Source organism: Leptothoe sp. EHU-05/26/07-4 (genome assembly GCF_043421015.1).
GTDB classification, from domain to species: Bacteria; Cyanobacteriota; Cyanobacteriia; order Phormidesmidales; family Phormidesmidaceae; genus Leptothoe; species Leptothoe turfae.
The window spans coordinates 397,665-422,393 of record NZ_JAXSQV010000007.1 but is presented as its reverse complement, the minus strand read 5'-3'; the positions used below and the strand labels follow the sequence as shown (position 1 = coordinate 422,393).

The 24,729-nt window shown below is 48.7% G+C and carries 25 protein-coding genes; 12 read left to right on the top strand and 13 right to left on the bottom strand.

Annotated features, from left to right (window positions below):
• Positions 1-284: 284 nt before the first annotated feature.
• On the top strand, positions 285-836 hold the full coding sequence (locus tag U2F10_RS26370) for a Uma2 family endonuclease (protein WP_499873738.1): 552 nt from the start codon (positions 285-287) through the stop codon (positions 834-836).
• 18 nt (positions 837-854) lie between these two features.
• Here U2F10_RS26370 and U2F10_RS26365 read toward each other — a convergent pair whose 3' ends face one another.
• From U2F10_RS26365 to U2F10_RS26325, 9 genes are all read right to left on the bottom strand, one after another.
• Positions 855-1,547, bottom strand: coding sequence for a hypothetical protein (locus tag U2F10_RS26365; protein WP_499059548.1), 693 nt, complete (start codon positions 1,545-1,547; stop codon positions 855-857).
• A gap of 45 nt (positions 1,548-1,592) precedes the next feature.
• Complete coding sequence (locus tag U2F10_RS26360; RefSeq protein ID WP_499059546.1) at positions 1,593-1,976, bottom strand: hypothetical protein; 384 nt, start codon at positions 1,974-1,976, stop codon at positions 1,593-1,595.
• Complete coding sequence (locus U2F10_RS26355) at positions 1,976-3,727, bottom strand: VWA domain-containing protein (RefSeq protein ID WP_499873736.1); 1,752 nt, start codon at positions 3,725-3,727, stop codon at positions 1,976-1,978. Before U2F10_RS26355 ends, U2F10_RS26360 begins: the two co-directional genes overlap by 1 nt.
• 62 nt (positions 3,728-3,789) lie before the next feature.
• Positions 3,790-4,530 carry a hypothetical protein gene (locus tag U2F10_RS26350; protein ID WP_499873735.1) on the bottom strand — a complete coding sequence of 247 codons (741 nt, stop codon included), beginning with the start codon at positions 4,528-4,530 and terminating at the stop codon, positions 3,790-3,792.
• Positions 4,531-5,922, bottom strand: a complete 1,392-nt coding sequence (locus U2F10_RS26345; protein ID WP_163661078.1) for an alkaline phosphatase family protein — start codon at positions 5,920-5,922, stop codon at positions 4,531-4,533.
• A gap of 196 nt (positions 5,923-6,118) precedes the next feature.
• Positions 6,119-6,934: a prolipoprotein diacylglyceryl transferase gene (gene lgt, locus U2F10_RS26340; protein WP_499873734.1), complete on the bottom strand. Its 816-nt coding sequence runs from the start codon at positions 6,932-6,934 to the stop codon at positions 6,119-6,121.
• Positions 6,935-6,936: 2 nt separating this feature from the next.
• Complete coding sequence (locus U2F10_RS26335) at positions 6,937-8,505, bottom strand: sulfatase (RefSeq protein WP_499873733.1); 1,569 nt, start codon at positions 8,503-8,505, stop codon at positions 6,937-6,939.
• Between the two features lie 206 nt (positions 8,506-8,711).
• A complete protein-coding gene (rbsK, locus tag U2F10_RS26330) occupies positions 8,712-9,632 on the bottom strand; it encodes a ribokinase (RefSeq protein WP_499873732.1) in 921 nt (306 codons plus the stop codon).
• 22 nt (positions 9,633-9,654) lie between these two features.
• Entirely contained in the window at positions 9,655-9,984 is a 330-nt protein-coding gene (locus tag U2F10_RS26325) for a hypothetical protein (protein WP_163661084.1), read from the bottom strand.
• A 172-nt stretch (positions 9,985-10,156) separates the two neighbouring features.
• On the opposite strand from U2F10_RS26325, the gene dxr reads away from it, so the two are divergent.
• The 5 genes from dxr (at position 10,157) to U2F10_RS26300 (ending at position 14,600) form a co-directional block, all read left to right on the top strand.
• Positions 10,157-11,353, top strand: a complete 1,197-nt coding sequence (gene dxr / locus U2F10_RS26320) for a 1-deoxy-D-xylulose-5-phosphate reductoisomerase (protein WP_163661086.1) — start codon at positions 10,157-10,159, stop codon at positions 11,351-11,353.
• Between the two features lie 37 nt (positions 11,354-11,390).
• Positions 11,391-11,600, top strand: coding sequence for a hypothetical protein (locus U2F10_RS26315; RefSeq protein ID WP_163661088.1), 210 nt, complete (start codon positions 11,391-11,393; stop codon positions 11,598-11,600).
• A gap of 607 nt (positions 11,601-12,207) precedes the next feature.
• Positions 12,208-13,455 (top strand): S-layer homology domain-containing protein, encoded by a 1,248-nt coding sequence (locus tag U2F10_RS26310; protein ID WP_499873730.1) that lies wholly within the window; start codon positions 12,208-12,210, stop codon positions 13,453-13,455.
• 688 nt (positions 13,456-14,143) lie between these two features.
• Positions 14,144-14,380, top strand: coding sequence for a hypothetical protein (locus U2F10_RS26305; protein WP_499873729.1), 237 nt, complete (start codon positions 14,144-14,146; stop codon positions 14,378-14,380).
• 16 nt (positions 14,381-14,396) lie between these two features.
• The gene (locus tag U2F10_RS26300) at positions 14,397-14,600 is read left to right on the top strand and encodes a hypothetical protein (RefSeq protein ID WP_499873728.1); all 204 of its coding nucleotides are present in this window, start codon (positions 14,397-14,399) and stop codon (positions 14,598-14,600) included.
• A gap of 67 nt (positions 14,601-14,667) precedes the next feature.
• On the opposite strand, the gene U2F10_RS26295 is transcribed toward U2F10_RS26300, so the two are convergent.
• Positions 14,668-15,189, bottom strand: a complete 522-nt coding sequence (locus U2F10_RS26295) for a PTPA-CTERM sorting domain-containing protein (RefSeq protein ID WP_499874516.1) — start codon at positions 15,187-15,189, stop codon at positions 14,668-14,670.
• A 291-nt stretch (positions 15,190-15,480) separates the two neighbouring features.
• Positions 15,481-18,087, bottom strand: coding sequence for an ATP-dependent chaperone ClpB (clpB, locus tag U2F10_RS26290; RefSeq protein WP_499873727.1), 2,607 nt, complete (start codon positions 18,085-18,087; stop codon positions 15,481-15,483).
• Between the two features lie 256 nt (positions 18,088-18,343).
• Between clpB and U2F10_RS26285 the strand changes: the two genes are divergently transcribed.
• The gene (locus U2F10_RS26285) at positions 18,344-19,453 is read left to right on the top strand and encodes a YihY/virulence factor BrkB family protein (RefSeq protein ID WP_163661098.1); all 1,110 of its coding nucleotides are present in this window, start codon (positions 18,344-18,346) and stop codon (positions 19,451-19,453) included.
• Positions 19,454-19,482: 29 nt separating this feature from the next.
• On the opposite strand, the gene U2F10_RS26280 is transcribed toward U2F10_RS26285, so the two are convergent.
• The gene (locus tag U2F10_RS26280) at positions 19,483-20,280 is read right to left on the bottom strand and encodes an MOSC domain-containing protein (RefSeq protein WP_499873726.1); all 798 of its coding nucleotides are present in this window, start codon (positions 20,278-20,280) and stop codon (positions 19,483-19,485) included.
• A 152-nt stretch (positions 20,281-20,432) separates the two neighbouring features.
• On the opposite strand from U2F10_RS26280, the gene U2F10_RS26275 reads away from it, so the two are divergent.
• From U2F10_RS26275 to cysK, 4 genes are all read left to right on the top strand, one after another.
• The gene (locus U2F10_RS26275; RefSeq protein WP_163661100.1) at positions 20,433-20,918 is read left to right on the top strand and encodes a 2TM domain-containing protein; all 486 of its coding nucleotides are present in this window, start codon (positions 20,433-20,435) and stop codon (positions 20,916-20,918) included.
• A 329-nt stretch (positions 20,919-21,247) separates the two neighbouring features.
• Complete coding sequence (locus U2F10_RS26270) at positions 21,248-21,607, top strand: (2Fe-2S) ferredoxin domain-containing protein (protein WP_163700058.1); 360 nt, start codon at positions 21,248-21,250, stop codon at positions 21,605-21,607.
• Positions 21,608-21,781: 174 nt separating this feature from the next.
• Positions 21,782-22,216 (top strand): RrF2 family transcriptional regulator, encoded by a 435-nt coding sequence (locus U2F10_RS26265; protein WP_006517310.1) that lies wholly within the window; start codon positions 21,782-21,784, stop codon positions 22,214-22,216.
• Positions 22,217-22,237: 21 nt separating this feature from the next.
• On the top strand, positions 22,238-23,203 hold the full coding sequence (gene cysK / locus U2F10_RS26260) for a cysteine synthase A (protein ID WP_499868005.1): 966 nt from the start codon (positions 22,238-22,240) through the stop codon (positions 23,201-23,203).
• On the opposite strand, the gene cobS is transcribed toward cysK, so the two are convergent.
• A complete protein-coding gene (gene cobS / locus U2F10_RS26255) occupies positions 23,186-23,968 on the bottom strand; it encodes an adenosylcobinamide-GDP ribazoletransferase (protein ID WP_163661103.1) in 783 nt (260 codons plus the stop codon). The genes cysK and cobS overlap by 18 nt on opposite strands.
• A gap of 289 nt (positions 23,969-24,257) precedes the next feature.
• On the opposite strand from cobS, the gene U2F10_RS26250 reads away from it, so the two are divergent.
• Positions 24,258-24,713 (top strand): hypothetical protein, encoded by a 456-nt coding sequence (locus tag U2F10_RS26250; RefSeq protein ID WP_163700054.1) that lies wholly within the window; start codon positions 24,258-24,260, stop codon positions 24,711-24,713.
• Positions 24,714-24,729 lie beyond the last annotated feature (16 nt).

Genomic DNA, 24,729 nt, shown 5'->3' with positions numbered 1-24,729 from the left:
AGGCTGTAGATGGGTGGAGGAGTGATGGGGTAACAGGGGAATTATTTAAGCGCGGGAATCTAAGATCCTTATACGGATTGTTAAGTGGAAAGATGTCAGCCCAATCTGCTGATATAGATGACTAGGTTTCAAGTTCCAGTATATTCATTTTTCCTGACTAGGGATCGAGCTACTTGAGAGCTATTGATTTATCAGGCTCTACAAAAATCTATGTCATCACTGCCTCTCAAGAACTGTGAAGCTAATATATGAGTACATTCAGCCAGCCATAGAGGGTTTAAGTCATGCGCACATTAACCAAATGGTCAGTTGCAGACTATCAGCACATGCGGGATCTAGGTATTCTCGATCATCGGCGCTGCGAACTCATCAACGGAGAAATTTGGGACATGGCTCCAGAAGGCGCATTTCACCGATTTATTAATGATCGCGGTGCCGAGTACCTGAGACGCATTCTGCAAGATCAGGCTAAGGTTTTTGAAGCTCATCCCATCACCCTTATTGACTCTGAACCACAACCGGACATCGCCATTGTTCGTCTACCTGATACCCTCTATCTAAAGCATCATCCTTACCCGGAAGATACTTATTGGTTAGTTGAGGTGGCAGATACCACCCTAACCTACGATTTGAATATCAAACGAAAGCTCTACGCTCAAGCAAGCATCCAAGAGTACTGGGTCATTAACATCACAGACAGGCAGCTAACCGTGTTTAGAAACTTACAAAAGGGTGATTTTGTAAGTCAGAACACCTTCAGCAACGGCAGTATACATCCAATTGCCTTTCCTGATATTGCCATTGAAGTTCACAAATTAGTCAATCTTCCAGAGTGATACAAGATGGGACGTTGACTAGCGAAAATTACAAGCTACGCCAGCCCATAAATAGGTAACAATACCATCCGGCTCATTAGCATCCAACAAACCAAACAAGCTATTGGATGCATTAAACTCTGTTCCTAAACTACTTTCTATTACCCCAACATCATAGTTCTCTTCCAATTCCACTAACGTTGAGCCTAGACCAACACCATCCAACGTTGTCAAGTTTGCACTCTCAGTCTCTGGACGTACTGTCCAACCAACAAACTGATTCTCCATCGCATTGAGCGTAAAACCATTGGACCAAGTAATGAAACTCATTGGCCCAGCACCACATTCGCCATTTTCCGCTGTTTCTGTGGGTTCTCCTAGAGACGCAGAAATCGCTGTTTGGGACGTCTCAAGATCTGTCTCAAAGGGAATGGTTTGAGTTTTTCCAGACTGCTGATCGACCACTAATACGCCTTCTCCAGACAGAGCGAGAGCTACACCCGTCAATTCTTCTGCCGGTAATGCATCTGGATCATCGATTGGCTCATCGATTGGGAGGGGCTCTTCAACTGGAATAGATTCAGCCGGTGGCTGTGTAGTCTCTGAGCTAATATCACCAGCATCTGACGATGTTGCATCACAGGCTGTCACCGGCAACAACAGAAGCAAACTCAAGGGCAACAATGCTTGACTGCGTATGCTTTGTATAGCCACAGCGTTAAAGAGAGTCATTATTTTTTTGCAGAGGTTGTTTGAAGCACTATCAAATATACATCCTTAATGCGGCCCACATTTGAGCACAACAGTTTCTGAAAACTGTTGCTGCAGTGTAGTCAATGTTTCTGGGCTAGGTGCTTGACCAAATGGCTTACCCAGATCGTCGGGGGTAGGAATCGTAGCCAGTGTTGTTTGCTCAATGTCAGTGACCACAACTACTTGGGCAATCTTGCGCTGGTTGGCCTGACTCTTGTCATACAGGTCGCTGTAGGGCTTGACCACAGCTGTCTGCCACTGGGCAGGGGGGCAATAACTCTGATCGATAATCACAGTCACTTCTGGGACTTGAACCCCATAGCGTAGCCCTAGGCCCAGGCCACCAAAGGCTAACCAGCCCAAGCCAAGGGTACTCAACAAACGTTTTGTCGGATTTTGTGGGGCCATTACAGATTTACTTGGAATAAGTCCTTAAACAAGGTTTGTACATTGTCGGGGTTGCCTTGCTTCACGGTAGACTCTCGCAGGCTAGCAATGGCTTGTAGTTCGGCCTCATTAACGTTGCCGTAGGCGATGGGATAAAAACGCACTTCGCTATAGGCCATGATGTCTTGGACATCGCGGAATAGGTGCCCCTCGTTAACATCGCCATCGCTGAGCAGTAGTAGGTAAAATCGACCGTTGGGGTCGTTGGCTCGTTTTTCCATCAGGTCTGCTAAAGCCACCATCACACCGTCGTACATGGCGGTACCGCCATCGGCTTGGAGCTGGTCAATGGCGGCCAATAGTTTTTTCTGTTGCAGCTCATCAAAGGGAGTCAGCTCCAGCCGTCGGACTGGCTGATCGGCAAAGGTGACTAGGCCCACCTGGTTGCCTTGGTTAATTTGTTGACTGGCAATGCGCAACCCGGCTTGAACAGCCTGCAGGGGTTCACCTTCCATGGACCCGCTAGTGTCAATCACCATTTCGAGATAAACCGTACGGCCACTATCTTTATTGCTTTTCCAAGTGGACTGGGCCGCTAGTAGGGTTTCTCCATTGGGGATGGGGGGATGGGCAGCCTTGAGATAATCGGTGTCAACAAAGCCTTGATTATTGGCCAGTTTTATCATGTCAGGAGACTGGGCAAAGGCGGCGAACTTTTGCAGGGCAGCGGCGGTTTCGGGAGTATTCCAATCAAAACCCACTAGAGGATTGTTGTGGGGAATACCAAAGGGAATAAATTCAGTGGATTCAAATCCAGCGACCTGTTTGAGGGCCTGGTAGTTTTGATATTCCAATGGAAATGCCTGGAGTTTGGTCTGGTCTCGGAGGAAAAGTTCCTGCAGCTCTAATGTAGTCGGTGTGGTGATCAGCACCTGGGATTGAAACTGGTCAAAGACCGATGTTACTTGGGGGGTTTGTAACTCGGCTTTGGTCAACGCCCCACCATCTTTTTGATGACCAGCGGCACGCCAATAGAGGGTGTAGAGCAAATTTAGGGCGGTGGAGCTTTTATAGGGATTGGGGTAGGCTACGCTGATTTGGCCTGCTGCGATCGCATTCAACAAACTATCAAACGTAACCTCACCGCTACCCTCCAGCTGTTGGTAAACATCACTGGGCACCACCCACCCAGCCGTATTCGCCACCAGCCGCTCAGCCACAGGGGTCACCTGAATGCCCTGACTTTGGATCATCGATACCCATAGATCGTTCGAAGGGCTATAGCCCGTGGGCTGGGCTGCCCCTGCACCGATGAGGCGAGCGGCGGTACCGGAGGCGATTTGACGGATACCCACCTGGATAACTTTGCCAGAGCTACTTTTCTCTTGACGTTGGTTAAAGGCATCGGCCACTTCCACCAGCCAACGCTCATTTTGCCGGTCAATATTGGCTTTTTCCGAGGAGCTGTAGATTTCTAGATAGAGCTGGTCTGCCCTGGGTTGGGCTCCATAGAGGGGAAAATTCTCAATGTCGGGCAGGTGCTCTGCAATTTGATCAACGGTGTAGCGACTGGCAACTTCGTCGGAGACTAGATTGCTAGCAACATTGATTTGGGGTAAGACCTGCTTGGTGAGGGTGGCTTGGGCTGTTTCCAGGGATGTGACTGGCGATTGACAGCCACCTATACCCCCAAGACTAAGGGTAAACATCAGTCCTAGGACAAGACTGATGAGCTGACGGTGGGTGCGATTTGGAAACAGTTTTTTGAGCATGGCTGTTATTGAAGCAACGATGGCAGCGGGTGTCTGAGCAGGTATCTAAGCAGTTGACCGGCCTAGGTTTCTAGAATTTCTTTATTGGCGGCGATGAGGGTTTCTAATCGCTGGGGTAGGGAGGCATCCCCCTGGGAGAGACTGGCCAAGGCTACCTGATCTTGGAGCTGCTGTAGCTGCTTGTAGGTTTGCTCCATACGATCGCAACTTTGCTTCAGCTGCCTTTTGGCCATTTGTTGATAGGTGGGCGTTTGAATCTGGGCCTGTACCTGAAGGCCATCGGCCACCTGTTGGGCTAACTCCACGACGGTGTGTAGGGCTTCGAGCAGTTCAGTGCGAAGGGTGGACTCGCGATCGCAAATACCCATCGCAAACGTTTGCGACTGCAATGCCCAAGCTTTAACCGGCTGCCAAGTCTGATAACCATCGCGAGCCACCTGGGCGTGAATGGCCTCAATCCGCCTTTGAAAGGTAGCAGCATTCAGCAAGTCGCTGTCATCTTGTACACCGCTGGACGACGATCGATAAGCCGTTACCCAGCTGCCTGTCATCACAGTCGCCACAGCACCACCCCCCAACCAGGCCACCGGTCGGTTACCGGCTAAGATAACCAACAGACCACACCCAAAGGCTGTCCCCAAAAGTAACCCATAGGTCTGAGGTTGCCGTCCCAAGGCTGACCAGTTGATAGGCATCGGGTTGCGCCTCCCTACATTTTCCTTACATTGACTGACAAAAGTACTGTAGTCAGTCTTATCTTGCTCAATGGTAGTAGACGGCGTCACTGCCCGGGGACGGTTCATCTATATCGACAAAACCTTACCCCGCAAATCACTAGGACCATCCACCCCATACCGATCTAGCATGGTCGGCGTAATGTCATATAGCTGGGCATTCTCTAACACCTGACCACCCTGGGGGGCTTTCGGATCATGGAAAATCATTAACCCATATTGAGCATGGTTGGCATCATCCGGCCCAGTATCATTCCCTTTAGCATACAGCTCGCCTGTGCCCACACTGCCCACCGAACGCCACGCTAACCAATCAAAGTACACTAGCAAATCCGGAGCCATTCCCCGCACCTTCTGATAAGTCTCCTGAGGCACATAGGCCTTCACCTCCATCGGAGAACCATCTGGAAACGTAATTGATTCTAATTCACTAATCAACTGCTCGCGAAATGCTTTGAACTCTTGTAAGGGGATCGCTCCCTGGGGTTCTCTCCCTCGCACATTCAAAAAAATTCTGGCATAGTAACCACCCGCACCCCACACCTTGGTGTTCTCCCAATCCACCTCAACCTTATCCAAAGCAATTGGATCACTCGGCTTTTCCTTCAGTGTGAGATAGCCCTTTTCAATTAACCATTCATTGATGCAAATCCCCCCCATCAGAGGCTGTGCGCCATGATCCGACACAACTAAAACAGCCGTGTCATCATCACACTGAGCAAGCAGACGCCCTACCCGCTCATCCACATGACAGTAATAGTCATGGATCGCCGTAGCAAAGGGCATATCTGGCTGATAGTCAGGATGACGTGGATCCATAGGCTTCCAAAAGGCATGGTGAATGCGGTCCACACCCATATCCACCAGCATCAAAAAGTCCGGCTGGTCCTGCACAATCAGCTTCTCCGCCAGGGTAAAGCGCTGATCGCATAGCTTATGAATATTCGACAGAATTTCAGCCTTATCCTCTGACCGGAACTCAGGCACATCCATCATAAAGTCCGGCATCCAGCTACGAATCTGAGCACCCAGCTCCGGCGGATGGGTAAAGGTAACCTGGGGACTGGGCGTCAGAAAACATGACACCATTGAACCATTTACCTCGTAGGGTGGCGATGTGCCGGGAACGCTTAGAGCAGCCACCTTCCAACCAGCATCGCCCAGATAATCCCATAGCCGAGGGAAACGCACAGCTCGACCATCAGCAATTGTCATGTTCTGATAGGCCCGCGTTGCTCGATTACGAAAGCCGTAGATGCCCAGTTCCCCCGGATCGCGCCCAGTCATCATGCAGCTCCAAGCTGGAACGGTAATGGCAGGAATGGAGCTTTCTAAACGACCATAGCTACCTTGGGTCATGAGGCGGGAGAGATTAGGTAGATCCTCTCGCCATTGCTCAAAGACGAGAGAGGGTTCCATGCAGTCAAGGCCGATGATAATGAGGCGAGGAGAGGGAGGCATGGGACAGGTAGAGGAAGAAGGAGAAGTAAATGAGTTTAGATATGTGAGTATTATTTAAGTCGGGAATGACCCCTCATCCCACAGCCCCTTATCCCTGGGGAGAAGGAAAGAAAGACTTTGATTTCTATTAACCGAAAGGCTGATAAAGGCTTTTTCAACGTCCCACTCCCTGGGGAACGGGATTAGGATGAGGGCATTATCTCAAAGCAACACGTCTCCTGAGGAAAAACGTAGCTCCCGCCCCAACAACCGCGAGAAGAGATAGAATGTGCACCACATTAAACGGTGTACCCAGGAAGAACCAGGAATCTGTTCTTAAGAACTCAATAAAGAAACGACCAAAGGGATACCAAATTAAGTACAACAGGGATATATCGCCAGGTCGTAACTGTCTACCAAACCGCTTTGACACCCAGTACAGCACCAAGAAACCTAACAAATTCCAGACAGATTCGTATAGAAACAGGGCATGAAATCGGGTGGACTCAGGGTAGGCAATTAAATCGTTGTAGGGAGCTAAACGGTGCGGTGGATCAATACGCAAACCAAAGGGCCAAGCGGTGGGGGGACCATAGAGTTCTTGATTGATAAAGTTACCCCAGCGACCAATGGCTTGGGCAATGGGTAAACCTACCGCCGCTGCATCTAGGTACATTAGCGTGGGTAAACGACGGAATTTGGTAAAGAGCCAGAGGGCAATGCTCCCAAAGATAAATGCACCAAAAATATGGATACCGCCACCCCAGACTTGTAAAATCTGACCAGGATTCTGGAGGTAAAAGGCTTTATCACTGGACTGGACAAAAACATAGTAGAGACGGGCACCTATAAAGGCTGGGATTAGCACCCAGATCAACATGTCCCAAAAGTCTTCAGGGTTCTTGCCACGGCGTTCAATTTCTTTACTGGCAAACCAGGAGCCGGTAATCACAGCGGTGGCCATGAGTAGGCCATACCAACGCAGGGCAAAGGGACCAATTTCGACAATCGTCGGATCTACGGGAGGATACATACTTATTCTTCTAGATATCCAAGGTCTTTGAGACGACGGCGAACTTCTGGATCATCAAATCCAGTTGCACGGGCTTGAGAGTATAGAGCCCGATGCTGATCAGCATCTTGACTAAAGGCAGAGAGAGAATCTTGTAACGATTCCACCATCTCTGGAAAAATTTCGCTCAAATCTAAACTCTCATTTGGATCATCTTGAACATCATAGAGTTCGGGAGGATTTTGAGCAGTTTCAATTAATTTGTGATTCCCAACCCACACGGCCCGTCTAGTTTGATCGCAGGCATGTTGAGATATAAGTTCAGGCTGCCGTTTTTGAATCAAGTTCAGCACATTCTGCGGAGTGATGGCCTCTGCATAAACACAATGTTCAGGATCCACCTCTTCTAGAGTCTTGCTGGTGTTTGAATGTTCTAGACTAAGCTCGGCCTCTTCTGGAGTTGCCAGCCCTGTTGCTGACAATACAGTATGGAATAAACAGCGAGTGGAGACGACATCATCACGAACAGTGCCGCGATTAATTATATCGTTAGGGTCATGGATAATTAATGGTACTTGCACCAGTTCATTATAGATAGAGAGGCTGTGGCCGATGAGCTGTTTCTCTCCTAAATGCTCTCCATGGTCGGCACAAACAACAACATAGGTATTCTCTAAACGACCGGCCTGTTTCAGCTGTTCTAGAAAATGACCAACCTGTACATCTTGTGCAGCGACCTCAGCATCATACATGCTATCTAGGGTCTCTTTTTGCTGGTCTCCCAAGGCTCCCATCAGGGGCGCAAGCCAACCGTAGACATCGCTATTAAAGCGACGTAGATACGTCTGAGCATCGCGATCTTTGAGAACATTGGGGGCAAATTTTTCGATGTACTCGCGGGGAGGATGGTAGGGCATATGGGTGCCCATCAGATTGATAAAGGTGAAAACGGGTTGGTTCGCCTTCACACCTTTCCGTTCAATCAACAGTTGAGCGGCATCGTCTAAAGACTTGCGAGTATTGCCTTTGAAGCTGAGGGCCGTTTGCCACAGGGGCACCATTAAAGGTGTAAATGATAATGATAGTAACCAGTCAGAACGAGCAAAGGCATCTTGAACCTGGTTGAGTGCCTTTGCAACAATGCGTTTGAATAGCTGGCGATATTTATCTAAAAAGCTTGAGGGGATACCGGCTTGGTTAGGGCGAGAGCTGAGTAAACCGCTGTAGTTGAGAAAGCTGTAAAACCCACGTCGCAGACCATTGTTAATGACGCCAACCAGAGGGTTATTGCAAAATGCAGATGTGTAGTAACCGCCATCTTGCAGTCGCTCTGCCAAGGTTTTGAGATGAGGCGGCATTACTGAGTAGGACTGCTGCATCTGGTGCTGTGATGGATACAGTCCAGTGAACATGGACGCATGGGAAGGAATGGTCCATTGGCCGGGTGCGATCGCGACTTTAAACCGTGTCGCCCCCTCAGCAAACGCATCTATATATGGCGAAGTCGGCTTCTCGTAGCCGTAACACGACAGGCGATCCACACGCTGAGTGTCGAGCACCAAAAAAATGACATCTGGTTGATTTGAGGGCATTGAAGCGCAGGAAGCGTAATGACAATCTTGCCGCTGTTGCTAAGCAGCAACGCCGCTGTGTAAGTACTACGTTTGCGAAAAATATTCGGATGCACAGTCTCGCCTATTAGCAATGCTGAATTAACCGCAAATTATTGCTAATGCTCCACTGACTACACCAATTTTTTCCACTCGACACGGTACTCATTCAGTCTAGAGCATCAAGACTATAAACTACCTGAAGGATGGCTGAGCAAAAAGTCTTCCACCTGTGCTCGGATTGGCATAGATGACTGTGCCCCAGCTTTTGTAACCGCTAGAGCGGCTACTGCACTGGCCCACACAACTGCTGCCCGCAACGATTTTCCTTCTGCCAAAGCAACTGCTAAACCACCGTTAAACGCATCCCCAGCAGCCACAGTATCCACCGCTTTAACCTCAAAAGCAGGCACATGAAAGACCTCTAAATCTGAGGCAACCACTGCCCCCTGGCTCCCCAATTTCACAATGACTGTCGATACGCCCCGCCGTCGCAGCACCTGAGCAGCTTCCATGGCGGTGGCCACACTCTTTACTTTCATGCCCACAAGCTGGGATGCCTCTGTTTGATTAGGCGTCAGAATATCCACCAGGCTATAAAAATCTGTAGGTAAATCGGAGCGAGCCGGGGCTGGGTCTAGAATTACACAATGCTCAGCCGCTCGCTTTGCAGCTGCCTGTACCGCCACCAGGGGAATTTCAAACTGCATCAGCAAAACTGAGGGCCCAGGCCCTAGAGGTAGGCGGTTTGCATCGGATAAATCCACATGGCCATTAGCTCCAGGCACCACCACGATCTGGTTTTCACCCGATTCATCCACGTTGATCAAGGCCACCCCTGAAGGTCCCGGCTCGGCCAGTACTAACTCTGTAGTCACATTAGACGCCTGCAAGCTATTGCATAGCTCCTGTCCAAAGCTATCGTCACCAACCCGACCCACCATGGTTGTAGGCGCACCCAAACGGGCAGCCGCTACCGCCTGGTTAGCGCCTTTTCCTCCTGGGACTGTGGTGAAGCCAGTTCCCAATAATGTTTCGCCAGACTGAGGCAAACGAGGGACCTGGGCCACCAGGTCCATATTAAGACTGCCAAAAACAATGATAGGCATTGAAAAAAACACAGCTCAGACACTAGGGATCAAAACTTCCCCAACTATCCCCTAACCCTGTCAGGGGATCCAAATTGGACGGTGATTCCTCTGGTGGATCATTTGGTGGATCGTTTACTTGCCAGGAGTTCGGCGGGCGATCGCTACTCCAAGCCCACCAGGCTACGCCACATTTACATTGATAAAACTCTTGCCACTTGCGTTTGTGGTTGTGGGTGTAAACAGGCGATCGGCGATTAATCCAAACATCAGTCGCTACGCTGGCAGACTCGCTACAGTGCGGACAGGAAAACGTCAGGGCATGAGTTGCAGATTCGGCCCACTTAGGTGGGTCAGGGGAAAAAGCTTCCATAAATGGTTAGGGCGATTCGCTAGCGTCTCCTTCAATCAATTATGGTCGTGATTTCTAAAAGCGAACCATTCCCCACAGCTCTTAAAATTTTGTGAAAAGACGTTAAGAATCTATAGTTGAAACAGGGCGGGCCAGATGGTCAGCTGTAAACCTTTAGCAATAGGCAATTACCGTGAAGGCAATCACTCTGCTTGGTTCAACTGGCTCCATTGGCACCCAAACCCTCGATATTGTTGAGCATCACCCTGATAAGTTTCGCTTAGTTGGCATTGCTGCAGGCCGCAATGTGACACTTCTGGCTGAGCAAGTCCGCCAATTTAAGCCAGAAATTGTCGCCATCCACGATGCGAACAAGCTGGCAGAACTCAAAGAAGCAATTGCTGATGTAGACCCACAACCACAAATTCTGGCTGGCGCAGATGGCATCGTAGAAGTAGCCCGCTATGGTGATGCAGAGGCTGTCGTAACTGGCATCGTCGGCTGTGCAGGATTATTGCCCACTATTGCCGCCATTGAAGCAGGTAAAGACATTGCTCTGGCTAACAAAGAAACCCTAATTGCGGGTGGTCCCGTTGTGCTACCCCTGGTGGAAAAACATGGTGTGAAGTTGCTGCCTGCTGACTCTGAGCATTCGGCTATTTTCCAATGTTTGCAGGGAGTGCCTGAGAGCGGACTACGCCGCATTGTTTTGACGGCTTCCGGCGGTGCCTTCCGGGATTGGCCTGTCGACAAGCTCAAGGATGTCACCGTTGCCGATGCCATCAAGCATCCCAACTGGTCCATGGGACGTAAGATTACAGTGGACTCTGCCACCATGATGAATAAAGGGCTGGAGGTGATCGAGGCCCATTATTTATTTGGGATGGACTATGACCATATTGATATTTGGATTCATCCTCAAAGCATTATTCATTCGCTGATTGAGACCCAAGATACCTCTATGCTGGCACAGCTGGGCTGGCCCGATATGCGGTTGCCATTGTTGTACGCGATCTCCTGGCCTGAACGTATCTGCACAGATTGGGATCCTTTGAATTTATCAAAGCTGGCTGGTTTGACATTTCAGGAGCCAGATCATGCTAAGTATCCCTGCATTAATCTGGCCTATGAAGCTGGACGAGCTGGTGGATCTATGACTGCCGTTCTAAATGCAGCTAACGAGCAGGCGGTGGCATTATTCTTGGATGAGAAAATTCATTATTTGGATATTCCCAAGGTGATTGAGAAGGTGTGCGATCGCAACCGCGACCACCTCACCACAACCCCTTCACTCCAGGACATCCTGGATGCTGACCAGTGGGCTCGCCAGGAAGTGATTAACGTTAGCAATACACTCACCGAGCGTCAGGTTGTAGCCCTGGGTTCATAGGTTAAGATTGGTCAGACTCTAAGAGGAAGCACGGCCCATGGAAATTGTGGTTGTCATTGGTGCGATCGCTATTTCAATCCTGGTCTTTACCTGGTTGATCAAGGTGGTAAAAGCCACCCTAAAAACAGCCTTTTTAGCAGCCCTGATTTTGCTAGGGTTACAAATTTTCTTTGGCATTGGCCCCACCGCCATTTGGGAAGCCATCCGTGATTTCGTCGGCCAGCAAGCCGGAAATATCCCCCGGTAGGTTGTGTGGCAAACCCACAAAGGCAGCATGAATGTGACAGTTTGAAAGAAAGAAAGCAGCTTCAAAATAACGATATAGACCATTGTAGTTTTCTATAAAGCTTGCCTAGCTCCTTTCCTATCAATGGTTTCAGCAGCTTATAAGTCAGAAAAAACAATAGATAAAAGGTAAATCATCTGATATCAGCGCTTCACATCCCAGATTTGTCACTATGCCAGTTAAAAAGGCGTAATGACACCATTCGAATTTTGAAAATAAGTCTTGTTAGAGTCAATTCGTGAACAGGGGCTCTACCACCTTGTTGAATAGCATCGCTCAACCAGGAAAAGATTTTTAGGGTTATATACGATTTTTCTGTCTACTCATCTATCCTTCTACAGACATTAACCACCTTCTCTCTATAGAACTGAAAGATTTTTTGTAGGGGCGTATGGTAATACGCCCAATACAGGATATTGAGCATTTTGCCTATCTTTCGAAGGGCAAACATCAGCGCGCCCTTACAACAGATCAACAACAACTAAAAAGATTCTTCTTCTTGAGGTTGCAAGTTGGCACAAAGCCACAGTTTCTAAAAAATTATGCATTGTTTTTGAGGATCTTTACTATGCTAAAAATGCGACAGTTTCAGACAACAACTGCTTTATTACTGATGCTGGGCATGGATGCAGGAACACTCTCACCCCTCGTCACACCAGCTCCAGTTGTCGCCCAAACTCAAACCCAGTTTACTGATGTTTCGTCTAACTATTGGGCCAGCCAGTTTATTATGAGCCTAGCGGAAAGAGATATTATCGCAGGTTTCCCCGATGGCACCTTTCGCCCTGATGAACCAGTAACCCGTGCCCAGTATGCTGCCATGGTACGCAAGGCATTTAACCTCACCAACATTCGTAGCAGCACTAACTTTGTGGATGTACCCGCTAACTATTGGGCCACAGCCGCCATTGACAATGCCTATCGCATGGGCTTTTTATCTGGCTATCCCAACAATGTGTTTCAACCCAACCAAAATATTCCCCGTGCCCAGGTATTGGTTTCATTAGCGAACGGCCTTAACTACGAGGCCACAACCGTCGCCAGCGCAGACGTTTACCGTGATTCTCGGTCCATCCCCAGCTATGCCACAGCTAGCATTGCCGCTGCAACTGAACAGAGACTCGTCGTTAACTATCCTGACATCGAAGTCTTACGCCCCAATCAAACCGCTACACGGGCAGATGTCGCAGCCTTTATTTATCAAGCGTTAGCCAGTCGTAACCAGGTAGCAACAGTACAGTCTCCTTATATTGTTCAAACAAGAACAACGACAACGACTTCCCAGTCATCGGTTGCAGCAGGCACGACGATTTCAGTTGACCACGCTGATGGTGACAAGATTGTCATATTACCGGATGAGACATTACCTCTCACACTTCAGGTCGCTGAAGCTGTCACCAATCGTCAAGGTCAAATACTTATTCCCCGTAATAGCCAAATTATTGGCGAGTTGCGTCCTGCGAGTGCAGGGAGTCAGCGAGGTTCTCAGTTTATGGCACAAACGTTGGTGCTAGATAATGGTCGTCGGCTTGACATCCAGGCACAGTCTCGGATTATCACGACAACTGAAACTATTCGTCGGGGAGCCAGCGTTGGTGAAATATTTGCTGGAGCTGTATTAGGTTCTGGCGCATCCACAGCTGTTGCCTCAGTCACAGGTGATGATGAGCCCCAAACTTGGGAGGTATTAACGGGTACTGTTGCTGGAGCAATCGGTGGTCTGATCTTAGGACGTGAACGCGTAGAGGTAATTTCGATTAATCCTGACAATGACCTGATGTTAACCGTTAGTCAGACATTGGCATTATCAGAATAAAGGTGGTCTGATCCACTGTAGGGGCAATCGGGGATTCCGAAACAATCCCTCGTGGTTGCCCTCCAGCATTGACAGGCTTCTAATTGTAAACCCGTAGGTTGGGTTGTCACAAAACCTAACGTATCGCCTTAACACCAAAACCTCATAAACCCAACATATATCGTCTCAAGAGATTTCGGTTAATTGCGATAGTGTTGCAGGGCTGGCACAAGGCGCAGCCCCTACGAGTTAACCATTGTGCCTTTGATATCAGAATCTCTCAGAATAATACAAATACATAAAAGGGTAGGTTGAGTTGCCACAAAACTATCATCATTATTCATATCGCTTTGACTAAAGCTGTCAGGATAATGGCGACTGTCGTTGACATAGGGCAAATGCTTTGCAGGATCTTAACTCACTATATTCAACAATTTTTCTTGATGTCAGTCCGCATATTGACTGAATTAGCTGAGGACTGATAGCCTACAAAGCTAATAGCTACGGAACACCTCTGTCAGCTATTTCGCACCCAAAAATTTAGCTGCGCGAGATGGCGGTGCGCCAACACCCCCACCCCGCTAACCCCTCCAACTGCACAACCAGTTGGTGAGCTGTGAGCATTTTACAGCCACCCTGATGACGTTGCAGGGTGGCTAACTTTTTGGGCGCTTTCCTGACCCTTACGAAAATACAAGGAAAACGCCCCATGACTGCGCCAACCACACTGCCTGCCGACCTATCCATCGCCCTACCCACTGGCGAAACTATCCGCCATATTCTCCTGGGCAGCCCCGGCGGCATCCGCCAAACCATCCACCTGTTACATAACCTGAAGTACGTCGAGCAAAGCCAGTGGTGTCCCCTGATAGAAACTCCCGACAATCGGCTAATCCTTACCCCTGAACCAGGCGACGTCATCAGCATCCTCGTCAAACGCCTGTAAGCGAGAAAATCGCCTGATGCCTTCGACTCTGCTCAGCCACCAGGCATTCACTGAGCGAAGCCAGACGGTCACTGAGCGAAACCAGACGGTCACTGAGCGAAGCCGAAGTGACCGTTCCAATGAAACCCAGCCCGATGCACTGTTGAGGATTGAGCAAAGGGGCCAATCCATTATTAGTAACAGTATTACAGGTACTAAAACAAGGCCTAAACACCTCTGAGCGGCAGTCATTTAAACCGTAGGCTGGGTTAAACCAACATCCCCCCTGCCTTTAAATTAAATTCTCATCAATCCAGATTACGTCTGCGCATCGCAGCCAGTCCCATACCCATTAGCCCCGGCAGCAATGCAGGTGTGGGCACATCTGCCGCACCATCCGGAGACACCTCAAGATTGATAACAGCATAAAAAGTGTCTGAATCGGAGTTAATTTTTCCGGCCTCTACCAAACGTCTCTCATTATTAATGTAGGTAGTAAAGCCAATACTCCCATTTATATCCACATCAAACGCAAAAGAGGGGCCAAAAAAACCATCAGGCACTCCCAACTCGTTATTGCCATCAGCAAAAGCCTCACCAGCCGACGCTGCTACTGCCTGCGCTAAATCCTCATCACCGAACCACGGGACTAAATTCTCAAAATCTTCCCTTGCACGCAAATCATCAAACGTAGTTTCCTCTACCGTTAACTCATAGATCGAGTCTTCTGCCGTAATAGACAGAGCAGACACAGGAGCAGCAGCTAAAACGACAGCAGAGACAGAAGCAATGCCCAAAGAACATGCGATAGAAGCAGCAATTTTGTTCATTCTCACAATAGGATCTAGAAAAACAGCAAAATCAGCTGGATCGACACACTTATCGCTATACACTATATAAAAATTGTTTCTAGAGGAAAACGTAACCTAGAACATTAAATATTAGAAAGTTCACTCTTTTATCAAGACTTTAAAAAGACAGCGGACAACGGTGAACAGTCATTGACCTGACTATACGAAGCCAAAATACACAGTCAGGCAAAAAACTCAGAACAGGGCCTGAAGCAAGCCCCAAAAAAGGTGGGCATGCCCACCTTTCGAATGTCGGAATTTAATCGCTCATCAAATTGCAACTTTGACCTTAAACACCAGTCGCTCATTCTCTACGTCAACCACAACGGTGTCGCCACCTTTATAATCTCCCCGAAGAATACTCTTTGCGATCGCAGTTTCCAACTCACGCTGGATTGCCCGTTTCAGAGGCCTTGCCCCATAAACCGGGTCATACCCCACATCCGCCAAGAAATCTAAGGCTGATTCTGACAACGATAGTCCAATCTTCTGATCCGCCAACCGTTTCTCCAGCGCCTGCACCTGTAGCTTAATAATCTCTCGCAACTGAGACTTCTGCAAACTGTGGAAGATAATCATCTCATCCACCCGATTGAGAAACTCAGGACGGAAGTTTGAGCGCAGGGCATCCATTACACGGGTTCTCATTTCCTCGTAACGACTATCATCCCCCGCCACATCTAGAATAAACTGGGAGCCAATGTTGCTAGTCATAATGATCACCGAATTCTTAAAGTCCACAGTGCGACCTTGAGAATCTGTCACGCGGCCATCATCGAGAATCTGCAACATAATGTTGAACACATCTGGATGCGCCTTCTCAATCTCATCAAATAGAATCACTGAATAGGGACGGCGGCGCAATGCTTCTGTTAGCTGACCACCTTCGTCATAGCCCACGTATCCTGGAGGTGCACCGATCAAGCGAGATACCGCATGTTTCTCCATGTACTCTGACATATCGATGCGAACAATCGCTTCCTCTGTATCAAACAGATAGCTTGCCAGGGCTTTAGCTAACTCGGTTTTACCCACACCAGTAGGGCCAAGGAAGATAAAGCTTGCTGTGGGCCGATTCGGGTCTGCCAGACCCGCTCGTGATCGCTGAATTGCATCTGCAACAGCGGTAACCGCTTCCTCTTGTCCAATCACTCGTTTATGGAGTTCATCCTCCAGCAGCAACAGCTTTTGCATCTCTGACTGCACCAGTTTACTGATGGGAATTCCCGTCCACTTAGAGATAATCTCGGCAATGTCTTCTTCAGACACTTCTTCTCGCAACAAAGTACGACCGCTAGCCTGAGATTCAGCTAACTGTTTTTCGGCTTGGGAGACTTTTTCTTGAAGTTCGTTGAGCTTGCCATATTTTAGTTCAGCGGCTCGATTATAGTCATAGTCTCGCTCTGCCTGCGCAATCTCAATATTGACACGATCAATCTCTTCTTTAATGACTTGAATTTGATCAATTCCATCTTTCTCAGACTGCCATTGAGCGTTAAGCGTACTTTGTTCTTCTTTAAGATTTGCGAGTTCTCTCTCTAAACGTTCTAGGCGTTCAATGGAACCAGCATCGGTCTCATTTTTGAGAGACAGACGCTCCATCTCTAGCTGCAGGATCTTGCGGTCGACTTCATCCAACTCTTCTGGCTTGGAGGTAATCTCCATTTTGAGTTTGGCCGCTGCTTCATCGACTAAGTCAATGGCTTTGTCGGGTAAAAAGCGATCGCTAATGTAGCGAGTTGATAACGTAGCCGCTGCCACCAATGCATTGTCCGCGATGGTGACACCATGGTGCAGCTCATAGCGTTCCTTTAAACCTCGCAGAATAGAAATAGTGTCAGGAACAGTCGGCTGATCAATATAAACCTGTTGGAAACGACGCTCCAGCGCAGCATCTTTTTCGATGTACTGGCGATATTCATCCAGTGTCGTCGCCCCAATACAACGTAGCTCACCCCGAGCCAGCATCGGCTTGAGTAGGTTGCCTGCATCCATGGCTCCTTGAGTTGCGCCAGCACCCACCACGGTATGGATTTCATCGATAAACAGAATGATCTGTCCCTGGGAGTCGGTCACCTCCTTAAGTACGGCTTTGAGACGCTCTTCAAATTCACCACGATATTTGGCCCCGGCAATTAGCGCACCCATATCCAGGGCTATCAGTTTGCGATCGCGTAGCGACTGGGGTACGTCATTATTAATAATTCGCTGAGCCATTCCTTCGGCAATGGCCGTCTTACCCACCCCTGGTTCACCAATAAGGACAGGATTATTTTTTGTACGGCGAGACAAAATTTGAATGGTCCGACGAATTTCATCATCTCGACCAATGACTGGATCGAGACGACCCTCGCGGGCATACTCAGTCAGGTCACGGCCATATTTCTCTAGCGCTTCGTATTTACCTTCAGGGTTTTGATCGGTCACCTTTTGATGGCCTCGTACTTGTTTAACAGCATTTTTGAGCTGCTTGGTATTGATACCCGCCTCCCGCAGCAAAGATTTACCAAAGCGGGTGTCCTCAGGATAGACCAGCAGTAAATGTTCAATGGAAATGTAATCGTCGTCAAACTCTTTGCGAAACACGTCTGCATTGTCCAGCAAAGTATTTAGCGAACGCCCTAAATATATGTTGTCGCTTTGCCCCGTTACCTGGGGTTGTTTACGTAAAAATGCCTCAGTTGCACTGCGCAATGCATCGATGGAAGCTCCGGCTTTTTGGAAAATGCGACTGGCTAATCCATCTTGCTCTAGTAAAGCCAGCATTAAATGCTCGGTCTCAATTTGTTGATGCTGCCACTGCTTAGCCAGATCGGTAGTAGCTGCGATCGCAGCCCATGCTCGCTCCGTAAACTGATTTGGATTAGATGGTTGCATAGCCAAGCCTCCTCGTATGCGCCTATTTGCATTCTAGGCAAAGGGTCAAATACCTGATGATCGGTGTTCCCCCAGTGAGTAGGTAGGTATTGCCGCCCATGCTAAGAATTTGCACACTTCGTTCGTAGCGGCCAATGGCAAGCGGGTATGTTACAAATAGGTGCTGAGGGGTAAAAACGTAAGGTTTCTACGATTGTTACTTGATATATAAGTAGAAATCTGTATTTTGAAGAAGTGTTTTGATTAGCTAGACGTTTTGCCAAACCTTCCCCGACGAGAGACTGGTCAGCTGCATTCTACGCTGCGTCAGACGTTGTATACGACCTATTGTGCACAGCAACCGCTGCGGCGATTGTCGCGAACCTTCTCGCCGCTCGAATTTATTCGATTTTTAAGCTATATCAATCTGCACACCGTTCGTGCTGTTGTACACGCCACCCTCAGGCGACGGTTACCAAGTTTAGCGTCAGAAATGGCCTACAACGCTATGCTGGGCCTTTTCCCCGGCATTTTAGCCATGCTGACAGCCATTGGTTTAGTTAATTCATTAGAGAATACATTTAATCGCCTGGCCATGCGGTTAAGTGAAATCGCACCAGGCGCTGTTAATGAACTGATCCAAAACTTTGCCGATGAAGTTACCGCTGGTGGTAACCGAGGATTATTTTCCTTGAGTTTTGCGATCGCTCTATGGGCTTCTTCAGGAGCCATCAGTGCCGCCATGCGCGCCCTGGATGAAATCCATCAGATTCCTGTTGAGCAGCGTCGTCCCTTTTGGAAAGCCAGGCTCCTATCCATTGGCTTGACCATTGGCACCATTCTATTGCTAATGACCGCATCCTACCTGGTGTTTCTTAGCGATGGCGTTATCCAACTGCTAGCTGATATTGGGGCAGAGCAAAGCGGTGAAAACGTCAGAGAGTGGGTACTCACCATTTGGCGACTTTTTACATGGCCGTTAGCGTTGGGCATTGTTTCATCTGCATTTGCCTTTGTCTATCGTTTTGGCCCCAGCCGTTGGACCCGTGGTAAGCCCCTAATGCCTGGTGCAGTGCTGGCAGCCCTATCCTGGGCCATTCTATCCGCAGCATTCCGCATGTATGTAGCCCAATTTGGTAACTACAACAAGGTTTATGGTGCCATTGGTACGGTGATTGTCCTGCTGCTATGGCTATTCCTCACATCGCTGGTCATGCTCATTGGTGACCAGCTCAATGTTATTGTCGGCGAACTGATGATCCACAGCCCACGGATGCCATTGATCAGACGCAGACGCCATCCGCCATCATCAACGCCCGGTTACCGCACCTCGAATCAGCTGCCTAGCCTGGGCAAATCAACCATTAATAAAGATCGACATCGGTAACGCCCTACGGGGGCAATATTATTTCATTCTTAGGCCAAAATCTCCACCTTATCCCCCACAGCCAACGTCCCTTCACTGTGGGCAATCAAGTTCTGACCAAACCAAATCGAATGGTCCCAACGACGATAGGTTGCCAGGGTTTTCAACGGCTCCTTGCCCTGCTTCCCTGTGGACTGCTCCACACCAGGAATAGAACAGCGGGAACAGGATTTGGCCACATCAAACATAATGTTGCCAATTTTGATTTGCTTCCAGGTATCTTCAGCAAATGGCTTACAGCCCCTGACCACCAAGTTAGGCCGAAATCGATTCATGGGAACAGGCTGCTCCAGGCGACCATTCAAATCCGCCAATGAGGCTTCGGAAATCAGCAAAAACGGATACGCATCTGAAAAACTATTCGGCGTCTCAAAACGTCCATGGTCCACGGGGCGATGGGTGCTATCTGGCATGTAAACAAGCTGAACATCCACACCTAAGAAATTATTGAGCCATTGAGCTGCTGTATCTCCCATGGACCAAGCAGTACAAGCATCGCCCCACACATCCACATGCAGCTGCTGGGCCGCATCTGGCACCGCTGGAAGCTCTAGTGAGGAATCCGGTATTCCGGCAATGCTTAGATGTAGCGCCTCATCAACAGTCACTTGAATGAGCGCCATTTTAGGGAGTTTGCGTTGAGTCAGGAATTTGCCATTGCGATCGCACACCATCCAGCGTCGGTCATGCAACAGCCCCCGGCTAGTCACCTGAGCCTGATGCAAACCAATACCTGCCGCCGACTTAACTGGATATGTGGTCAAGCCACTCAGTTCGATCAAAGACATCGCAATGCTCCTAAAAGACGGTTATCCGATCGGCGACTCCCCTAGTTCAATCGCCGCGAAATTATCTATAACTAAGGATAGGGCGTTGGTATAGATATCGCCGCTTTAGACGGTGGAGCCTGCCCAAATCACCCCAATCCCCGTAGACAACCATGGACAAGCTCTACCGAATGGAAGACGCTCAGCGGATCTTGCAACTTGCGATCGAACAAGAGACCGAATCGGGTGAACTCTCCCATCAACAGTTGGTAGAAATTGCGGAAGAACTCAACATCAGCCCAGCCGCGCTGCAAACGGCTGAACAAGAGTGGAAAATCATGAAGGGGGAGGCCGAAGATCACCGCCTGTTTCAACGTCAGCGCATACAACGTTTGCAGAGTCAGGCCATCCGCTATAGCATCGTCATTATCTTTTTAGTCGTAATAGACTTTCTCACTCCAGGCGGCACATTTTTAGGTCACCTTGGCTTTTCGCTCTACGTTGCATTATTTTGGGGACTGGGTTTATCCCTCAAAGCCTGGCGGACATTACAAACGTCAGGCGAACGCTACGAACGTGATTTAAACCGGTGGCGACGCAAACGCAGCATGCAACAAACAATTAACGGTGTCGTCAACCGCTTTTTAGGATCTGTTTAGTGACGTTTTTTTAAGATGTTATAAAGTCTTGCAAAAACATCTGGCAGCCCACAACAACTGTTACAAGCCTTACAACCAGGGTTTATCAAGAGTCACTATCGCAACAATATGATTTCGCATGACCTTAAGCACACCAATAGTCAGGCCAATTTTTATGAATTTTCCTTATAGATAGCAAGATAGTTTGCACTTTATGGTCAATCCTGCAATGATACGAAACACAAGGCTGGTTGTGTGTCCTTGATTTTCACTCAATAGCTGCGGGTGTGATTTTTTATGCTCATACTTGCAGCTGTCCAATTTAGGCCTTTTTTTGGTCATCATTCCTGATGGAAGAACTTCCAGCTAACCGAGCGGCTAGCAAATCGTCACCCCAACGCCGATTTATTCAAGTTTGCCAGTACCGCAGTTGCACTCGCTTCAATTCAGCAGCTGTACTCAAGACTTTAAAGCAATATGCAGGTCCCGATTTGATGGTGGCAGCCAGTTCTTGTCTCGGCCAATGCGGTTCAGGACCTAACGTCAGAGTGGCTCCTGATAATGTTTGGTACTGCCGTGTTCATCCCCATGACGTCAATGACATTCTGGAGCAGCATATCCAACAGGGTAAACCCGTCAAGCGTTTGCTCCATCCTCGATTTCATCCCGATTACAACCATCTGCTAGAAAAGCTCAAATCTCAGACTTAGATGAGGCACACATTATTAGCTCCGAGCATATAACCCGAGCATATAAATAGTAAATGTCTGACCCATAGAGCTGGCACCCCAGTTCGGCATGGTAGAAATAATCATAAATATATAATTATCCATTCCCCAGTGGAGAACCGGAGTATACTATAAGGGTTGCAGCTATGCCGCCCCGTGGAACTCTCTTGCAAAAGTGAATACGCCCTGCTTGCACTGCTAGAACTCAGCTTGCACTATGAAAAGAGCGAGCCTCTGCAAATTCGTCAAATTGCAGCTCAACAAAATATTCCTGATCGATATTTAGAGCAACTTTTAGCCACATTACGCCGCGCAGGTTTTGTAAAAAGTCAACGCGGTGCCAAAGGAGGCTATTTATTAGCACAGGCTCCGTGGAATGTATTGCTATTGGACGTTGTAAATTGTATCGAAGGTCTAGAAAAGAAGGACAATGCAAGCGATGCTGTATTGACAACAGAGCGGCAGGTTGTCCGGAGCTTGTGGCAAGCAGTGCAGGAAGCGGCTAGAGAAGTGCTATCTGCTCACACTTTGCAAGATTTGGTAGAGCAACGCAACGCCAAACATCAGGTTGATTTGATGTATTACATTTAGCGCATTGGGAAATAGCTGGCCATGCGGATCGCCCAAAATATTACTGAACTGGTGGGTCGAACACCGCTAGTAAAGCTCAATCGCATTCCTCAAAGTGAGGAATGTGTGGCTCAAATTGTTCTCAAACTTGAAGGCATGAACCCGTCGGCGTCGGTTAAGGACAGAATTGGCGTCAATATGATCGCCGCTGCCGAGGCCGCAGGCAAAATTCAACCTGGTAAAACCACGTTAGTGGAACCAACTTCTGGGAATACTGGCATCGCTTTAGCCATGGTATCGGCAGCTAAAGGCTATCGTTTGATTTTGACCATGCCAGAAACCATGAGCGCCGAGCGTCGGTCCATGTTACGTGCCTACGGTGCCGAGCTAGAACTGACCCCAGGCAATGAGGGGATGGCAGGGTGTATTCAGCGGGCCCAGCAGTTGGTAGCATCAACACCAAATGCTTACATGCTGCAACAGTTTCGCAACCCGGCCAATCCAGATATGCACCGCAACACGACAGCGGAAGAAATCTGGCAAGATACCGAGGGGCAGGCAGATTTTTTAGTCGCTGGCGTGGGCACTGGTGGCACGATTACCGGAGTCAGTGAAGTCCTTAAGCAACGCAAACTTGAGTTTCAAACCATCGCCGTAGAACCCGCCAACAGTCAAGTACTAACTGGCGGTCAGCCAGGTCCCCATAAGATTCAAGGTATCGGTGCCGGTTTTGTGCCCGAAGTATTGCAAGTAGAACTCATTGACGAAGTTATTCCCGTGACGGATGACGAAGCGATTTCTTTTGGTCGTCGTCTTGCCAAAGAAGAAGGAATTTTGTCTGGTATTTCCAGTGGTGCAGCACTCTGTGCGGCTATCAAAGTAGGTCGCCGACCTGAAAATGCAGGCAAATTGATCGTCGTGATTCAGCCTAGCTTTGGTGAACGCTACCTCAGCACTCCCTTATTCCAGGATCCTACCCTGACAGCCTCCCTAGTTAGCGCACGCTAAGCTCACCAGAACAACAACCTCAACCCACTCGACAACGGCCCCATAGGTATCCCCTGTATGTCCCCCTAATCTGCGATTGAGCCAGTCTGCCACCAACCCAGCACTGCTTAATCCAGCTGCGATCGCAACAACACCATAACGCCAGGAAATACCTCCCGCAACAACACCTAAACCGGTCAATAGCACCAGTCCTATCGCCCAGGGTAGAGCGTACCAACAGGATGGTAGTGCTTGCTTATGAAATGCCCCCTTACCCCTGGGTTTTAGATAGGAATAAGTAGCAATAGCCCACTGCTGACCCCACCGTCCCCAGGCAGCCGATGCCATCAGGGCAAACCATCGCCCCTGAGTAATCGCTGCTAAGGCAACTGTTTTGAGCAGCAGAATTGCGATCGCAACCATCACTCCAAATGCCCCGGAACAGCTATCGGCCATCACGTCTAACCGTCGGTTATCCTGCACTGCAAGGCCATCGGCGGTATCCATGGCACCATCTAAATGCAATCCTCCGGTCAGTCGGACCCCTACCAAAATGAGCACAGCACTACGGAGCAAAAGCGGCATCCCAAGGCTGAGCACAGCATCAAGCACCGTCAAAAGCCCCCCCAATCCAAGACCAATAACAGGAACGATGCGGGCGACCTGCCCTAACTCTGCTGGCCATTGCCGAGGTAACGGCACACTCGTGTAAAACAACAAAGCTCCATTTAACAAAGCCCATTGTTGCTGTCCAGCTCGGGCAAAAGCTTTAATCCACTGCTCCATAAATTTCCTTCAAAAGCTTGTCATCAAATAACTTGAGCAGTCAGCAACGTACTCTGACCACACGATTAATCTGAGACGTAAGAATTAACGTTCAGTATTCTGGCTGAAGGCAGTACGAAAAATTGCTGAAATAATGTGAAGTTAAAAGGATACAAACAAACAGAAAGATTATTTTTGTCTTGGACGTTCCAAATAATCAGATTTCATCTATCTTGAGTATAGATTGTTAAAAACTTCGGTGTTTCACGGGCCCACTGCTGACTATAAGTGCCCATCTACCGACCCTGTTATGAGCTATCAACCTTCAACAACTTCCTTACCAGCCCCATGTCTTGTCGATGTAGGCATCGTAGTCAACCCAAAGGACATGGTGCGAATCTTGCAGCATCTAGGACGTGTTCGGTATATCCATCAACAAGAAGAACAAGTTCTCAGAGAAGGCGAGGGTTATGTCGTCGAAGTCTTTAGCGATCCTCAACAAGCAACGCTGGTGGCTAACAGAAGTCTCTATCTCAACGTCGCTAGCTTTGACTACTTGGAGATGGGGCAGCTAGCGGATAACCAACCCTATTTTGATTTAATCCAGGACAACCGTTGCCTTCGCATTTTGCCCCAATCAAATCCTCTCACAGAGCAGAATAGCTGCAACATTAATGACGCTACGCTAGAAGCTATGCTGGCTGAGGCATTAACAGCTCGGTGGGATGCTTGTCTAGACGATGACAGCAATAACTTTACGAGTTAGTCACTTGTATCCATTA

Excerpts from the sequence above, each read along its gene's own strand:
- U2F10_RS26335 (WP_499873733.1), bottom strand. The coding sequence starts at position 8,505 with ATGCCCTCAAATCAACCAGATGTCATTTTTTTGGTGCTCGACACTCAG.
- clpB (WP_499873727.1), bottom strand. The coding sequence starts at position 18,087 with ATGCAACCATCTAATCCAAATCAGTTTACGGAGCGAGCATGGGCTGCG.
- U2F10_RS26370 (WP_499873738.1), top strand. The coding sequence starts at position 285 with ATGCGCACATTAACCAAATGGTCAGTTGCAGACTATCAGCACATGCGG.
- U2F10_RS26315 (WP_163661088.1), top strand. The coding sequence starts at position 11,391 with ATGGAAATTGTGGTTGTCATTGGTGCGATCGCTATTTCAATCCTGGTC.
- U2F10_RS26350 (WP_499873735.1), bottom strand. The coding sequence starts at position 4,530 with ATGAACCGTCCCCGGGCAGTGACGCCGTCTACTACCATTGAGCAAGAT.
- U2F10_RS26345 (WP_163661078.1), bottom strand. The coding sequence starts at position 5,922 with ATGCCTCCCTCTCCTCGCCTCATTATCATCGGCCTTGACTGCATGGAA.
- U2F10_RS26295 (WP_499874516.1), bottom strand. The coding sequence starts at position 15,189 with ATGAACAAAATTGCTGCTTCTATCGCATGTTCTTTGGGCATTGCTTCT.
- U2F10_RS26305 (WP_499873729.1), top strand. The coding sequence starts at position 14,144 with ATGACTGCGCCAACCACACTGCCTGCCGACCTATCCATCGCCCTACCC.
- U2F10_RS26275 (WP_163661100.1), top strand. The coding sequence starts at position 20,433 with ATGGACAAGCTCTACCGAATGGAAGACGCTCAGCGGATCTTGCAACTT.
- U2F10_RS26250 (WP_163700054.1), top strand. The coding sequence starts at position 24,258 with ATGAGCTATCAACCTTCAACAACTTCCTTACCAGCCCCATGTCTTGTC.
- cysK (WP_499868005.1), top strand. The coding sequence starts at position 22,238 with ATGCGGATCGCCCAAAATATTACTGAACTGGTGGGTCGAACACCGCTA.
- rbsK (WP_499873732.1), bottom strand. The coding sequence starts at position 9,632 with ATGCCTATCATTGTTTTTGGCAGTCTTAATATGGACCTGGTGGCCCAG.
- cobS (WP_163661103.1), bottom strand. The coding sequence starts at position 23,968 with ATGGAGCAGTGGATTAAAGCTTTTGCCCGAGCTGGACAGCAACAATGG.
- U2F10_RS26280 (WP_499873726.1), bottom strand. The coding sequence starts at position 20,280 with ATGTCTTTGATCGAACTGAGTGGCTTGACCACATATCCAGTTAAGTCG.
- lgt (WP_499873734.1), bottom strand. The coding sequence starts at position 6,934 with ATGTATCCTCCCGTAGATCCGACGATTGTCGAAATTGGTCCCTTTGCC.
- U2F10_RS26300 (WP_499873728.1), top strand. The coding sequence starts at position 14,397 with ATGCCTTCGACTCTGCTCAGCCACCAGGCATTCACTGAGCGAAGCCAG.
- U2F10_RS26325 (WP_163661084.1), bottom strand. The coding sequence starts at position 9,984 with ATGGAAGCTTTTTCCCCTGACCCACCTAAGTGGGCCGAATCTGCAACT.
- U2F10_RS26310 (WP_499873730.1), top strand. The coding sequence starts at position 12,208 with ATGCTAAAAATGCGACAGTTTCAGACAACAACTGCTTTATTACTGATG.
- U2F10_RS26355 (WP_499873736.1), bottom strand. The coding sequence starts at position 3,727 with ATGCTCAAAAAACTGTTTCCAAATCGCACCCACCGTCAGCTCATCAGT.
- U2F10_RS26270 (WP_163700058.1), top strand. The coding sequence starts at position 21,248 with ATGGAAGAACTTCCAGCTAACCGAGCGGCTAGCAAATCGTCACCCCAA.
- U2F10_RS26365 (WP_499059548.1), bottom strand. The coding sequence starts at position 1,547 with ATGACTCTCTTTAACGCTGTGGCTATACAAAGCATACGCAGTCAAGCA.
- U2F10_RS26360 (WP_499059546.1), bottom strand. The coding sequence starts at position 1,976 with ATGGCCCCACAAAATCCGACAAAACGTTTGTTGAGTACCCTTGGCTTG.